Source organism: Mucilaginibacter ginsenosidivorax, from assembly GCF_007971525.1.
Taxonomy (GTDB): Bacteria; Bacteroidota; Bacteroidia; order Sphingobacteriales; family Sphingobacteriaceae; genus Mucilaginibacter; species Mucilaginibacter ginsenosidivorax.
Genome location: NZ_CP042437.1, coordinates 4121227 through 4133907 on the forward strand (window position 1 = coordinate 4121227; position 12681 = coordinate 4133907).

14 protein-coding genes are annotated in these 12681 nt (G+C 42.6%); 11 read left to right on the forward strand and 3 right to left on the reverse strand.

Translation table 11 applies throughout. The features are described from left to right. The first annotated feature begins 181 nt into the window (after window positions 1-181). The 6 genes from FSB76_RS17300 to FSB76_RS17325 all read left to right on the forward strand — a co-directional run bounded on the left by FSB76_RS17300 (window position 182) and on the right by FSB76_RS17325 (window position 7151). Window positions 182-1054, forward strand: coding sequence for a M23 family metallopeptidase (locus FSB76_RS17300; protein ID WP_225976234.1), 873 nt, complete (start codon window positions 182-184; stop codon window positions 1052-1054). A gap of 98 nt (window positions 1055-1152) precedes the next feature. After that, entirely contained in the window at window positions 1153-1515 is a 363-nt protein-coding gene (locus FSB76_RS17305) for a bactofilin family protein (protein WP_147055461.1), read from the forward strand. Window positions 1516-1694: 179 nt separating this feature from the next. Then, window positions 1695-3011, forward strand: coding sequence for an adenosylhomocysteinase (gene ahcY, locus FSB76_RS17310; protein ID WP_147055464.1), 1317 nt, complete (start codon window positions 1695-1697; stop codon window positions 3009-3011). 177 nt (window positions 3012-3188) lie between these two features. Next, a complete protein-coding gene (locus tag FSB76_RS17315; RefSeq protein WP_147055466.1) occupies window positions 3189-4064 on the forward strand; it encodes a helix-turn-helix domain-containing protein in 876 nt (291 codons plus the stop codon). Between the two features lie 97 nt (window positions 4065-4161). Next, window positions 4162-4563 carry a DUF1348 family protein gene (locus FSB76_RS17320; protein ID WP_147055468.1) on the forward strand — a complete coding sequence of 134 codons (402 nt, stop codon included), beginning with the start codon at window positions 4162-4164 and terminating at the stop codon, window positions 4561-4563. A 392-nt stretch (window positions 4564-4955) separates the two neighbouring features. Next, on the forward strand, window positions 4956-7151 hold the full coding sequence (locus tag FSB76_RS17325; RefSeq protein ID WP_147055470.1) for a family 43 glycosylhydrolase: 2196 nt from the start codon (window positions 4956-4958) through the stop codon (window positions 7149-7151). 250 nt (window positions 7152-7401) lie between these two features. Here FSB76_RS17325 and FSB76_RS32165 read toward each other — a convergent pair whose 3' ends face one another. Continuing rightward, the gene (locus FSB76_RS32165) at window positions 7402-7563 is read right to left on the reverse strand and encodes a hypothetical protein (RefSeq protein WP_158642915.1); all 162 of its coding nucleotides are present in this window, start codon (window positions 7561-7563) and stop codon (window positions 7402-7404) included. A 184-nt stretch (window positions 7564-7747) separates the two neighbouring features. Here FSB76_RS32165 and FSB76_RS17330 point away from each other — a divergent pair, with 184 nt between their 5' ends. Beyond that, a complete protein-coding gene (locus FSB76_RS17330; protein ID WP_147055473.1) occupies window positions 7748-8455 on the forward strand; it encodes a Crp/Fnr family transcriptional regulator in 708 nt (235 codons plus the stop codon). A gap of 38 nt (window positions 8456-8493) precedes the next feature. On the opposite strand, the gene FSB76_RS17335 is transcribed toward FSB76_RS17330, so the two are convergent. Together FSB76_RS17335 and FSB76_RS17340 are read right to left on the reverse strand one after the other, a co-directional pair. Further along, window positions 8494-9255, reverse strand: a complete 762-nt coding sequence (locus FSB76_RS17335) for a LytR/AlgR family response regulator transcription factor (RefSeq protein WP_147055475.1) — start codon at window positions 9253-9255, stop codon at window positions 8494-8496. Further along, on the reverse strand, window positions 9252-10256 hold the full coding sequence (locus tag FSB76_RS17340; RefSeq protein WP_147055477.1) for a sensor histidine kinase: 1005 nt from the start codon (window positions 10254-10256) through the stop codon (window positions 9252-9254). Before FSB76_RS17340 ends, FSB76_RS17335 begins: the two co-directional genes overlap by 4 nt. 396 nt (window positions 10257-10652) lie before the next feature. Here FSB76_RS17340 and FSB76_RS17345 point away from each other — a divergent pair, with 396 nt between their 5' ends. The 4 genes from FSB76_RS17345 (at window position 10653) to FSB76_RS17355 (ending at window position 12666) form a co-directional block, all read left to right on the forward strand. Beyond that, window positions 10653-11435, forward strand: coding sequence for a DUF1223 domain-containing protein (locus FSB76_RS17345; protein ID WP_147055479.1), 783 nt, complete (start codon window positions 10653-10655; stop codon window positions 11433-11435). A 5-nt stretch (window positions 11436-11440) separates the two neighbouring features. Then, the gene (locus tag FSB76_RS32170) at window positions 11441-11611 is read left to right on the forward strand and encodes a hypothetical protein (protein WP_158642916.1); all 171 of its coding nucleotides are present in this window, start codon (window positions 11441-11443) and stop codon (window positions 11609-11611) included. A 58-nt stretch (window positions 11612-11669) separates the two neighbouring features. Beyond that, a complete protein-coding gene (locus tag FSB76_RS17350) occupies window positions 11670-12074 on the forward strand; it encodes a DoxX family protein (RefSeq protein WP_147055481.1) in 405 nt (134 codons plus the stop codon). A 133-nt stretch (window positions 12075-12207) separates the two neighbouring features. Continuing rightward, window positions 12208-12666, forward strand: a complete 459-nt coding sequence (locus FSB76_RS17355) for an organic hydroperoxide resistance protein (protein WP_225976235.1) — start codon at window positions 12208-12210, stop codon at window positions 12664-12666. Window positions 12667-12681 lie beyond the last annotated feature (15 nt).

Consider the following 12681-nt stretch of genomic DNA (forward strand, 5'->3'; position numbering starts at 1 on the left):
GAATTTTTATCAACCACAAAAATAAGAAATGATTAACAGTTTACGTTTAAAAAACGCAATAATAACAATATGCTGACGATGTAGCCTTATGATAACCGCCAGACGGTAAGGCGTTTGTTTATAATGGCTATTGATTTGTTGGATGTAATTGTTATATTGCCGCCCCTAATTTATGAGTTTGATGAAACAAAAGACATCTGATATCAGTACCGTTGTTGTTATTAATAAAAACCAACAGCCTACACGGTCTTTACAAATTAAAACAAAACACCTTAACAATCTTAAACATTACGCGCTTGGCGCCTTGTCGGTGGTATTGGTTTTGGTGGCAAGTATCATTTATTTGAGGTGGCGAAACCAGCAGCAGGAAGTTGAAAAACAAGCGCTGATGGCCCAGATAGTAAAACTAAAAGGTGCTATACCTGCACAGGTTGCGGCGCCGGCCGAGGCTAAACAGGGTAGTGCGCAAAGCTATATTCAAGCCATTGAAGGTAAACTAAAAACGATTAATGACTACCTGCGCCGCCGTGGCTTAAAAGGTTTTAGCACCAAAGGAATTGGCGGCGATAACAACATCGAGGGTAAAAAGCTAAATGATGGCGAAGTATACTCGCTGTACAACGATTACCTTAACCACCTGATGGGTACTATTGCATTTACCCCCATGGGCTACCCCCGCATCAGTTCATTCACCTCGTTTTTTGGTTACCGCAGCGACCCTTTTGACAGTGCCAGCGCCGAATTTCATCCCGGAATTGATTTTAAGGGCAAACGTGGCGACGAGGTAAAATGTACCGCAAGCGGCAAGGTTGTTTTTGCAGGCTGGGCCGGTGGGTACGGCAACTGCATCCGCATTCAGCATATTAATGATATTCAGACTGTTTATGGGCACCTATCTAAAATAAAAGTAAAAGTAGGGCAGGAAGTAAACCTGGGCGATGAGATTGGCCTTGTTGGTTCAACCGGCCACTCAACCGGCGCACACCTGCACTACGAGGTACGCAGGCACGGCAAAGCCGTAAACCCGGTTAATTTTTTAACACTGAATAAGTAAGTTTTACGTTGGACGTTTTACGTAATACGTTCAAATATTTTTTGCTTCATGTTTATGCAAAAACGTAAAACTTAACACGTACAACCTATAACGTAACTATGGCTATTTTCGGTAAAAAAGATAAAGTATCGCTCGATTTGCAATCCATATCAACCCTGATAAGCGAAGGCTGCGAAATTGGCGGCAATTTTAAAGCCCCGGCATTTGCCCGCATTGACGGACAGGTAACCGGTGATGTTACAGTTGATGAAGGCCTTATTCTTGGTGAAAAAGGCCTTATTAACGGCAATATCATTACTAAAGAGATTGTTGTTTACGGCACAGTAACTGGTGATATCAAAACTTCATCCCTTGAAATACGGGCCACCGGTAAAATCACAGGTACTATAACCACCCAAACCCTGCTGGTTGAAACCGGCGGCGTTTATAATGGATTACTGAGCATGGGGGTGGTGGAATAGAATCAAGAATTAAGAATCAGGAATCAAGACAAAAGCAATATAGAGGCAGTCGGGTAAATTCCACGAGATATTCTCTCGCTGTCCACTTGCCCTATGGCAACAAATACCCCCTTACTTTGCTGCCTATTTCATTTTAACGGGGATATGATTTAAATTTGCTGCACAAAATTGAAAACGATATGTCATCAGTAGAAACTGCTTTTGTTAAATACAAGGTAAAAGACCTTTCACTGGCCGAATGGGGCCGCAAGGAGATTGAACTGGCTGAGGCCGAAATGCCGGGCCTGATGGCGCTGCGAGCCGAATATGGTCCAAGCCAGCCATTAAAAGGTGCCCGTATTGCAGGATGCCTGCACATGACCATCCAAACAGCCGTTTTAATTGAAACTTTAATTGCACTTGGTGCCGAAGTTACCTGGTCGTCATGTAATATATTTTCAACCCAGGATCATGCCGCTGCCGCTATTGCTGCCGCAGGTATTTCTGTTTACGCCTGGAAAGGTATGAACGCTGAAGAGTTTGACTGGTGTATTGAGCAAACCCTGTGGTTTGGCGAAGACCGCAAACCATTAAACATGATATTGGACGATGGCGGCGATTTAACCAATATGGTATTGGATCGTTTCCCTGAACTGATTGCTGATATTAAAGGTTTATCTGAAGAAACTACTACAGGTGTACACCGTTTATATGAGCGTATGAAAGCCGGTACATTACCAATGCCTGCTATTAACGTTAACGACTCTGTTACCAAATCGAAATTCGATAACAAATACGGTTGCCGCGAATCGTTGGTTGATGCCATCCGCCGTGCAACCGACGTAATGATGGCCGGTAAAGTAGCCGTTGTTTGCGGTTATGGTGACGTAGGTAAAGGTTCTGCCGATTCATTGCGTAACTCTGGCGTACGTGTTATCGTTACCGAAATTGACCCTATCTGCGCATTACAGGCAGCTATGGAAGGCTTTGAAGTTAAAAAATTAGGTACTGCTATTAAAGAGGCTGATATTGTTGTTACCGCTACAGGTAACAAAAACATCGTTCGCGAAGAGCACTTCCGCGCGTTGAAAGACAAGGCTATTGTTTGTAACATCGGTCACTTTGATAATGAGATTGACATGGCCTGGTTAAACGGCGCTTATGGCAACACCAAAATCGAGATTAAACCACAGGTTGATAAATATACTATTGAAGGCAGCGATGTTATCGTTTTAGCAGAAGGTCGTTTGGTAAACTTAGGTTGTGCAACAGGCCACCCAAGCTTTGTAATGAGTAACTCGTTCACCAACCAAACTTTAGCTCAATTAGAGCTTTGGACAAACGGTGCCGCTTACAAAAACGAAGTTTACACCCTGCCAAAACACCTTGACGAAAAAGTTGCCCGCTTACACCTTGCCAAAATAGGTGTTGAACTGGAAGTTTTAGACCAGGACCAGGCCGATTACATTGGCGTAACTGTTGAAGGTCCGTTTAAACCGGAATACTACCGTTACTAAGTCAAAAATAAAAATTCAAAAGTCAAAAATAGAAAAGGCATGGTTTTAGGACTGTGCCTTTTTTGTGATTTTCCTTTTGCAGACGCATAATTGCGTTTCCCGCATGCAAATTACAAACTGCATTTTTTAATCAATGTATTGAGTTTGGCCTCACCCTTTCTATCTTTACCATTCACCATGGACGACGATAACGTATTAGAACTGGTTAATCCTCAAACTAAATCGTTAGCATTTAAGGTTTACACCTTTAATGATGACCGGCATTTCTGCATCTTAAATAAATATAATTATTTTTCGGTGATTTTGGTGCTGGCAGGTAGGGGTACGGTGCTGGCAGATGTTTCTGAATACAACTTTACCGAAAACAGCCTGATCTGCCTTTCCCTTTATCAGCCTTTTGAAATTAAAAGCAAAGGGGAGTTTAGGGGTGTTATGGTTAACTTCCATCCCGAGTTTTTTTGTTTGCATAAGCACCGTAACGAGGTATCATGCAACGGCGTACTGTTTAATAATAATTACGAATCGCCGGTTACCTCACTTGGCATCGTCGAAACACAATTGTTGCTGACCACCATAATGCAGCTTAAAACCGAATTGCAGCAGGTGGCAGTCGCTCAATTAGAGGTGTTGATATCCTACCTCAAAATATTACTCATTAATGCTTCGCGGATAAAAATGGGACAACGGGGTTTAGCAGGTACATCTGTGCCCAAGCCCCCTGTTATTTTAAATGACTTAAAGGATGCTATTGAACAGCATTTTAAATCGTTGCATAGCGCTGGCGATTATTCCCGATTATTAAACATCAGTACTGCTGCATTAAACAAGATAAGCAAAATCCATTTTAATAAAACCCTCTCGGCACTTATAACAGATAGAATAATTATTGAAGCAAAACGACAATTATACCTTACCGCCAAGCCAGTTAAACTAATTGCCTATGAATTGGGCTTTACTGATGAATTTTACTTCAGCCGTTTTTTTAAAAGCCATGTGGCCATCTCCCCACAGTTTTTCAGGGATACGGTCGGGTTTGACAAGGCGAACGCTTAGACCTTTTTCTCCATCCTCTTTTTGGCAATAGCGATCGTCCATGTTAAAGCACGATCTATCCATGTTGGGGTATCCGGTATCTCATGACCTTTGCTTTATGGAAACAGAGAAAAAATATCCGCTACCTCCATGGGATATGGATAACGCGGCAGAAAAACTTCAATTGTTAGAAAATGACTGGAACAGCCTCGACCCTGACAAAGCAGCCGCAAATTATGCCACTGAAGCCCAAATGCGCTTCGGAACCTCATTTTTAAACGGGCGGGACGAGATCAAACAATTCCTGGCAGGTAAATGGCAGCAAAACCCTGGCTTTAAAATCAAGCTTAATCTTTGGGGGGCATTGAAAGGCCGCATGGCAGTAACATTTGAATATGAATGGCACAATGCCGAAAACCAGTGGCACAGAAGCTACGGCGTGCAGGTTTTTCAGTTTGATGATAATGGCCTTGTGCAAATGAACTTTGCCAGTTATAATGACGAGCCAATACCTCATTGAGGGCAGAAATTGTGAATAAAGTTAGTGTTATGATGCAATGCGGCTATTAACGCAAAAAGCAGCGGAAGAAATTCCGCCGCTTTCCATTTATACTACTCGTTGCTATTTTACAGGGTTGATATCTACAATAATCGGATTTTTGTTAAGCTGCTTAACAAAAAGTGATGTTAACTATCATTCAGCCTTCATGGGTATAACCCATATATGCAGGCCGGTGGGCTTATTAACTTAAATGATTGTGGTGAGCTCAAAAATAAAATTATCAAAATAATTGTGTTTTTGACACTTTTAAATTAATATTGACATCGGATTCGCAGGGCGTAAAAATTGCCCCCGTCTGATGCTAAACACCATTATAACCTGTATATTTTTAAAGAAAAGACTTATTACGTATGAACACCCTGAAATGCACGCGGCTTTTTTTAATTGTGTTTTTAACAATACTTGGACATGCGTCGGGTGTTGTTGCTCAGTCTGCCGGCAACCAGCAGGCTAAAAAGGCCACTAAAGCCGATGCGTATTCGGCGTATTTGTTTACCTACTTTACAGGCGGCAAAAAAGGTGAAGCAATTCGTTTTGCCTTAAGTACCGATGGGTATCATTACCGGGCCCTTAACAACAACCTGCCGGTTTTAAGTTCGGCGGCCATAAGTACAACCGGGGGAGTGCGTGATCCGCATATCCTGAGGGGGGCCGACGGCAAAACATTTTACATGGTTGCAACCGACATGAATACCGAAAAGTACGGCTGGGGTCCGGATACAGCCATGGTACTGATGCAATCTACCGATTTAATCAACTGGACGTCACATACGGTTATTGTGCCGCAGGTATTTAAGGAGTTTGAAGGTGTAAACCGGGTGTGGGCCCCTCAAACTATTTACGACCCTAAGCTGAACAAGTACATGATATATTGGTCGATGCGCTTTGGCAACGGGCCTGATAAAATTTATTACGCTTATGCCAACAAAGATTTTTCGGGACTGGAAACTTTGCCCAAACAACTATTTTTTAAGCCCGACAATGGAGCCTGTATTGATGGGGATATTGTTTATAAGGATGGAAAATATCACTTGTTTTTTAAAACAGAAGGTTCGGGAGCCGGAATTAAAATTGCCGTATCAGATAAGCTGACCGAAGGTTATGTGTTGATAGATAAATATATACAGCAAACCAAATCGCCGGTAGAAGGCGCTGGTACTTTTAAACTGAACAACAGTAACGCCTATATCCTGATGTATGACAGGTATACCGAAGGTAAATACCAGTTTACCCGTACTACCGATCTGGAACATTTTACCGCTATTGATAACGAGGTAACCATGAACTTTCACCCGCGGCATGGTACAGTTATGCCAATAACAACGCAGGAGGCCGCCCGCCTTACTGCCAAATGGGCCAGCACAGATGATGTGATGTTGTCGCCGCGGTCGGGCCAGGTGAAAAAGATCAATATTGTGTTAGATTCTGCCACTCACACCCTCACCTTACCGGTATTGCCCGGCACCGGTTTAAAGGCATTTAATCCGGCGTTCAATGCGTTGCCCGGCATTACAGTAACGCCTACTATTGCGCAAAACTTTACCAAAGGCGCGGTGAAATATACAGCGACCATCAAAGGCAAAAAGCCTGAAACCTACAACGTACAAGTACAGGAAAACCACAACCCGGTAATTGAAGGCTACTATGCCGACCCCGAAATATTGTATGCCGAAAAAACGGGCAAATTTTATTTGTACCCCACAAGCGATGGTTTTGACGGCTGGAGCGGCAATTATTTTAAAGCCTTTTCATCGGCCAACCTGGTTAACTGGAAGGATGAAGGCGTGATACTTGATTTATCCAGGGATGTAAGCTGGGCAAAACGGAATGCCTGGGCGCCCTGCATTATCGAAAAAAAGATAAAAGGGGGCTATAAATATTTCTACTACTTCGCCGCCGCGCAAAAAATTGGCGTAGCTGTGGCCAATGATCCGGCCGGGCCCTTTGTTGATTCGGGGAAACCGCTGGTTGATAGTTTGCCCGCAGGCGTAAAAGGTGGCCAGCAAATAGATGCCGATGTTTTTACCGACCCGCAAACAGGCAAAAATTATTTATACTGGGGCAACGGCTACATGGCCTGCGCCGAGTTGAATGACGATATGATATCGCTAAAAACCGGTACCACAAAAATATTAACACCCGACAGGCATTATAACGAAGGTACTTATGTAGCTTACCGTAAAGGCATCTATTATTTTATGTGGTCGCAAAACGATACGCGCAGCCCCGATTATACGGTACATTATGGAACATCCAATTCGCCTGTTGGGCCAATAACGGTGCCTGCAAACAACGTGGTAATTGCTAAAAATACCAAAGAAGGCATTTACGGAACCGGGCATAATTCGGTTATACAAATTCCCGGCCGCGACGAATGGTATATTGTATACCATCGTTTTAATTACCCCAAAGGTATTACCATGGGCGATGCAGCCGGCTACAACCGGGAAGTGTGTATTGATAAACTGGAGTTTAATAATGACGGGAGTATAAAAGAGGTGGCCCCTACGCATAAAGGCATTAAAGGAGTTGTGCTAAGCAAGTAGGGTTGGTTGCCGTTGGCTTCACAGGTATTTTATGCTATTATAAATTTTAGTACAGTTTGGTAATGGCGCTTTAACTGCAGCCAAATGTTCTGATATTAAACCAGGCGAAGTTATTTAAGGATGGGAAGGCTTGAATAACATCTACCTTTCCATTCTTAATTATGTACGAATCATAAAGCATGAAATCCAGGCTAAACAATGGCATATGCAAGCCAGGCATGTAAAATTGCATAATTTACTAACTATCTATTTAAAGATTTTTTTGTCTTTTGCCATTACGCGCTTTTAACAAAACAAATTGGTTGGTTAACATACATGCTAATACTATTAATATAGCGTAAAAACCTATATTTTGCCATAAACTCCCAACACTAAGGTAGTCACTTGCTCTTGTGAAAGTTATGGCTATCATTGGTTTTTCTTAAGGAGTGGTTAAATGTAAATTTCCTGGTAAAACAAAAATTGCTTTTCTTATCAAATTTAGCGCGTTTTTTAACTTTCATGAAAGAAAATAATCAGTCAAAAAAGTGATATTTATCATGTTTGCGCCGCACTTATATCATATTATATAATACTTGGTTTCGGTAATTTTGCACATGAGCCTAAACAGAATTTTTCCGATAGAGAAATGGAATTTCATCACGGCATCGGCGTTAGGGCTATTGACAACAGATGACTATAACCGTTTACTTATAAATAGCACAAGCCATATTTATAAGAAAGGAGAAATAATTTTCAGAGAAAATACACTGCCTGCCGGAGTTTTCCTCGTGCTTAGCGGTAAAGTAAAGAAATATAAAGCTGACCACACCGGAAGAAGGCAGACGATATATGTCGCGGGTAACAGAGAATTGGTTGGTTACCATGCCGTACTTTCGAGAGAACGCTATTCGGATTCGGCGGCAGCGCTTGAAGGCAGCCGGATATGTTTTATTCCGACGGACGACTTTATGTTTACCGTAAAAAACTGCCCTTATTTTGCGCAGCAGCTGCTTGGCGCATTAAGTCATGAGGTTATGGTTTTAGCCAATAGCGTATTGGTTTTTGCCCAAAGAAATGCCGCTGAGCGGCTCGCGATAGCGCTAATTGTACTCCGGGAAAAATATAAAGAAGATGGCACAATTAACGCAAATACTGTTCTGACAGTGTCAAGGGCCGACTTGGCTGATATAGCCGGTATTGCCGAGGAAAATGTAACCCGCCTGCTTAAGGAATTTAAAGAAGAAGGTTTGTTAACCAGGGAGAGCCGAAATATTGTGGTTACAGACATTAAAGGCTTGATAAAAAGATCCAATTATAAATAGTATATCCGTCAAAAAAACATGGCTGCAGCATACAGATGTTACCTGTTTTCGAGCCAGCTTAAAAAGCCGCTTGTTTTTTCTTTACCTATCAGCAGCTTATCCGGGCTGGGTATTACAAGTTTCACAAAAAGTTTCCTCGAAAAATAGTGTTCTACCTCTTTAACTGCGCTAAAGTTGATGAGGTATTGCCTGTTGAGCCTGAAAAATTGTTTGGCCGAAAGGAGTTCCTGAACCTGGTCTAATGATTGGGTGATGGCGTATTCCTGCTGCTGAAACGTCATGATGGTTGGTGTATCGTTGCGGATATAGATAAAGGCTATCTGCTCGGTTTGAATAGTACTGTACTTATTATTTTTAAAAACCAGGAAGCTTTTTTTTCCCTCATCAAGTCCAATCTTTTTTAATAACACATCCAGGTTGGGTTGTGCATGCTGCTGGAAAAAGTTTTTTAAATTATCAACCTTTTCAAACGCTTCCTGTAGCTCGTCTTTTGAAAAGGGTTTTAATAAATAATCAATACCATTGGCCTTGATGGCGTCCATGGCGTATTCGCCGTAGGCGGTGCAAAAAACTACGGGGCAGTTTATTTTAACCGATTTAAATATCTCAAAGCACAGCCCGTCGGATAGTTGGATGTCCATAAAGATAAGATCGGGCTGCGCGTTTTGGGTAAGATAATCTATCGCGCTTTCAATACTTTGCAGTTTTGCTACGATATTGGCCGCCGGCCTTAGTTTTAAAATAAGATCGGCAAGTGATTTTGCCGCTTTAAGCTCGTCTTCAATAATGATAATATTCATGAGATGACAGGAAGTTTAATAGTGAATAAAGTTTCGCCGGCTTCAATACTAATGGTTTTATTAAGCAGGTGAATATAACGCTGGTTAATGTTTTCGAGCCCCATGCCCGTTGAGGCTTCGGGTGTTCTTTTAAGCTGAACCTCGTTTTCAACAGCAATATAGCCATCGGCCGAATACAGGCGGATTTGCAGGGGGCGTGTTACCGATACCACATTGTGCTTTATACAGTTTTCTACCAGGAGCTGTAAGGTAAAAGGAGGGATAAGTGACTGATAGTAATCGGCATTAATATTAACCGAAAGATGGATGCCTTCTTCAAACCGGGCTTTTAATAAAAAAATGTAGGCATCAAGTATCTCCAGTTCATCGGCAAGTTTTATCAGGTCGAGCTTGCGGCTTTCGAGGGTAAAGCGGTAAAAATTCGAAAGCTTTAAAATAAAATCTACCGAATGCTCATCATTACTCTCCACCATATATTTTAACGTATTCAAACTATTAAATAAAAAGTGAGGGTTTACCTGCTGTTTAAGTAATTCATATTGTGCACCCAGGTTGTCTGATTTGGTGCGCTCCAGTTCGATACCCACCTGCTGGTTTTGATAGCTTTGGTAGGCCATGTTTAAAAACATATAAAACATAATGTTCACCAGTATACCCCTTACCTCGAACATGAGCATTACCGGGCCAAAATTAAGATGAGAGAGCAAAAATTGCTGGATACAAGCTAAAATAAACATTACCGCTATCCCCCAAAACAAGCCTTTAACCAAACGTAGTACCGAAAACCCGTTGGCAACATCGCGCGAGGTGTATGCCGGCAGCGTAACAATATTATAATACCATATAAAAACCGCGAACAGGAAAGTTACCGTTGAATCTACAAGTGCTTCGTACGGGTTAAAATGATGCTCGGCAATTTTGGGAACCGAAGTAAGCACGCCCAGGAAAAACGAGCTTAACCAGATTATTTTGTTAGATATTTTAAATGTTGTTTTATTCATGTTGGCTAATTAAATGTAGCATTTAACAAGTACACCTCTTTTATAAGGCCATGTGCCAGCTCCTGTGAGCGCATCATCCCGCTAAGTTAAAATATAATGCAGATTGATACCGCATGCTAAATAGCCCAATCAGCCAATATTGTACCCGGCATAGGCATTTTGCACCCCCGCGCAGACATGCAAAAGCAGCGCCTTTATTGCACCTGCTGCCATACCATTTGCTCCCTATAAAGCCCCTGCTAACAAAGGTTTTAATGGTTTTGGCCGCAAATCCATCGGTTGACCAGTTCGGCGTTTCATTTAACCAACTCGCCCCAAATTATGCCTAATCCGACTGGTTTTAGCTAAAGGGCCGCCGGGTTTGCTAATAGGTTTGCATAAAAAATAACAAGTATCATGAGATCATTGAAAGTTTTAGCGCTAATTATGGGCCTTATCATCAGTGCCCTGTCGGTTTACGCCCTGATGGGCAGCGGCAAAATACCCGCAAAAAAAGATATAGCAAAAGCAGGCGGAAAAGGTTTTGTTGTATTGGAGTTGTTTACCTCCGAAGGTTGTTCAAGCTGCCCGCCGGCCGATGAGTTACTGGCAAAAATACAACAGCAAACACAGGGCAAAGCGGTTTATGTGCTGGCCTATCACGTTGATTACTGGAACCGGCTGGGCTGGAAAGATGTTTTCAGCAACGCTGGTTTTTCGGCCAGGCAACGGCAATATGGGCAATGGCTGGGCGGTACACAAATTTATACGCCACAGGTTATCGTAAACGGGAAAGCCGAGTATGTAGGATCGGATGAGACTGCCCTTAATAGTGCCATTGCTGATGGACTGGCAACCAACCCGGCGGCCACGCTTATACTCCGGGCGCAGCAGGACGGGAGTAAACTGAAACTGCAATACCAAACTACAGGCGCACCTGGCGGCAGCGATGTATTGATTGCCCTGGTACAAAAAAACGCACAAAATAGGGTAGAGCGTGGCGAAAATGCCGGGCGCATACTATCGCACATACAAATAGTACGCAAAATACAAACGGAGCAGCTAAGTAACAACGGCGCAGGCAGCACCACTATTGACTTGCTTGAAAACTTTAGCGCGCAAAACTGGGAAGTGCTATGCCTGGTGCAAAATCAAAACAGCGGCGAAATTTTAGCGGCATCCAAAGCCGGCCTCAAATAAGCATTATGAAAAAGCCGGGCAAATACAAACAAAACAGGCTGATTGCGGGGCTGTTGTCGCTGTTGTCTTTATCATTATTGGCAAGCGCCCCATTTGAAAGCAATCCGCAGGATTGCCAAATGGTAAGCATTACCATTAAAAAGAAAAAGGATACCAGCCAGCCGCAGCCGATTTAAAAGGCATCAGGCCATACAGCCATAAGCGAACAATTTCATTAAATCAAACAACAATATCATGAACAATTTAAGCACATCAAAAACATCAAAAATTATTTATTGGGTGGGCGTTGTACTGCTGTCATTGCTTTTTTTAGCAAGCGGCTATTTCGAGATCACCAAAAATCCGCTCACTTATACCAAAACGTTAAAAATGGGTTATCCCCCATATTTTATTACCCTGTTAGGGATCTCGAAAATTCTTGGCATAACCGTGCTCCTTGTGCCCCACAAACTCCGGTGGCTTAAAGACTGGGTTTTCGCAGGTCTCGTTTTCGATGTCATCTTTGCATTTGCATCGGGGTACGCCATCAGCAACAACGCCGATCTTATTAAATCAGCTACAGCCTTTGTGGTTATCATTATTACTTACATACAGTTCCGCAAGCTTAATTCACATAAAACGCAGTTAATCGTCGCCTGAAACTGAGACCATCCCGGCTTTTAAAATGACTAACTCAGGGCCAAATCTGTCCAGCTCCCTGTTTAATGGTCGTAAAAAAATCAAAGTGAGGGTACTTTTGACTCAACAAAAAAACAATTTTAAAAATAAAACAATGGAAAATAATCAAATAAGCGGTTCAGTATCAACCGCTATAGCAGCATCTCAAAACGTATTATACACCGGTAAAACCCATACTACAGGTGGCCGCGACGGAGGCTCGTCAAGGAGTGCCGATGGTAACCTCGATATTAAACTGTCTGTTCCCGGCAGCGAAGGTACCGGCACCAATCCCGAGCAATTGTTTGCCGCAGGCTGGTCGGCTTGTTTTATCGGTGCCATGAAAATTGCTGCTGGCCAAATGAAAGTCAGGATCCCAGCCGATGTAGCCGTTGATGCCGAAGTTGACTTATGTAACACCGATGGCGCGTACTTTTTACAGGCCCGCCTTAACGTAAGCCTGCCAGGTTTATCAACAGAAGTTGCCCGGGCGCTGGTAGATGCCGCACACCAAACATGCCCGTACTCTAAACTTACCAGGGGTAATATCAACGTACAAATTAACTTAATCTAATAACACCTTTTACCA

Excerpts from the sequence above, each read along its gene's own strand:
- FSB76_RS32165 (WP_158642915.1), bottom strand. The coding sequence starts at position 7,563 with ATGATAGCCATAACTTTCACAAGAGCAAGTGACTACCTTAGTGTTGGG.
- FSB76_RS17340 (WP_147055477.1), bottom strand. The coding sequence starts at position 10,256 with ATGAATAAAACAACATTTAAAATATCTAACAAAATAATCTGGTTAAGC.
- FSB76_RS17350 (WP_147055481.1), top strand. The coding sequence starts at position 11,670 with ATGAACAATTTAAGCACATCAAAAACATCAAAAATTATTTATTGGGTG.
- FSB76_RS17300 (WP_225976234.1), top strand. The coding sequence starts at position 182 with ATGAAACAAAAGACATCTGATATCAGTACCGTTGTTGTTATTAATAAA.
- FSB76_RS17335 (WP_147055475.1), bottom strand. The coding sequence starts at position 9,255 with ATGAATATTATCATTATTGAAGACGAGCTTAAAGCGGCAAAATCACTT.
- FSB76_RS17315 (WP_147055466.1), top strand. The coding sequence starts at position 3,189 with ATGGACGACGATAACGTATTAGAACTGGTTAATCCTCAAACTAAATCG.
- FSB76_RS17345 (WP_147055479.1), top strand. The coding sequence starts at position 10,653 with ATGAGATCATTGAAAGTTTTAGCGCTAATTATGGGCCTTATCATCAGT.
- FSB76_RS17320 (WP_147055468.1), top strand. The coding sequence starts at position 4,162 with ATGGAAACAGAGAAAAAATATCCGCTACCTCCATGGGATATGGATAAC.
- FSB76_RS17355 (WP_225976235.1), top strand. The coding sequence starts at position 12,208 with ATGGAAAATAATCAAATAAGCGGTTCAGTATCAACCGCTATAGCAGCA.
- ahcY (WP_147055464.1), top strand. The coding sequence starts at position 1,695 with ATGTCATCAGTAGAAACTGCTTTTGTTAAATACAAGGTAAAAGACCTT.
- FSB76_RS17330 (WP_147055473.1), top strand. The coding sequence starts at position 7,748 with ATGAGCCTAAACAGAATTTTTCCGATAGAGAAATGGAATTTCATCACG.
- FSB76_RS17325 (WP_147055470.1), top strand. The coding sequence starts at position 4,956 with ATGAACACCCTGAAATGCACGCGGCTTTTTTTAATTGTGTTTTTAACA.
- FSB76_RS17305 (WP_147055461.1), top strand. The coding sequence starts at position 1,153 with ATGGCTATTTTCGGTAAAAAAGATAAAGTATCGCTCGATTTGCAATCC.
- FSB76_RS32170 (WP_158642916.1), top strand. The coding sequence starts at position 11,441 with ATGAAAAAGCCGGGCAAATACAAACAAAACAGGCTGATTGCGGGGCTG.